Genomic DNA, 661 nt, shown 5'->3' on the forward strand with positions numbered 1-661 from the left:
CTGATGCCCTGCTCGCGATCGATGCCGCCGCTCTGCCAGGGACTGGGCGTCAATCCGCAATAGCTTGCGACCTCGCGCCGGTTGCGGAAGTCCTTGTAGAACACCTCGTTGGTCAGCGTCGCGGTGAAGGCCGGGCCGAGGGCTTTAAGCCGCTGCAGCAGATCCTGCCGCTCGGCCGTCTGCTCAGGAACGGCAAGGGCCTGAGCCTGCGCCTCTTCCAGCGCCGCAAGCTGGTCACGCATCAGCATCAGCCGCGCGTGCTCGCGCGTCACTTCGGCCAGCAGCTGCGGCGGCAGCGCGACTGGCAGGGGCAGCCGCTGCCGTGCGAGCCAGCTCAGCCAGTCCCGCCGCCGCGGATTGCCGGCCGCCATTCCCCGAAGCCGCAGCAGCGCCTTGATCCGGTTGGTATGGGCCGTCTGTTCCTTGACCAGCCGCGAACGCGATCGGCTGGTCAAGGAACAGACGGCCCATACCAACCGGATCAAGGCGCTGCTGCGGCTTCGGGGAATGGCGGCCGGCAATCCGCGGCGGCGGGACTGGCTGAGCTGGCTCGCACGGCAGCGCGACTGGCAGGGGCAGCCGCTGCCGCCGCAGCTGCTGGCCGAAGTGACGCGCGAGCACGCGCGGCTGATGCTGATGCGTGACCAGCTTGCGGCGCTGG

General features: G+C 69.7%; 1 protein-coding gene and 1 pseudogene. One reads left to right on the forward strand and one right to left on the reverse strand.

Annotation, left to right across the window (positions count from 1 at the left end; all coding sequences use genetic code 11):
- Nucleotides 1-371, reverse strand: a 371-nt coding sequence (locus tag J6497_RS40840) for a transposase (protein WP_225709773.1), incomplete at its 3' end; no start/stop codon positions are given.
- A 52-nt stretch (nucleotides 372-423) separates the two neighbouring features.
- Between J6497_RS40840 and J6497_RS40845 the strand changes: the two are divergent.
- Nucleotides 424-661 (forward strand): annotated as a pseudogene (locus J6497_RS40845) (IS110 family transposase); the annotation flags it as partial.

Source organism: Bradyrhizobium cenepequi (assembly GCF_020329485.1).
GTDB classification, from domain to species: domain Bacteria; phylum Pseudomonadota; class Alphaproteobacteria; order Rhizobiales; family Xanthobacteraceae; genus Bradyrhizobium; species Bradyrhizobium cenepequi.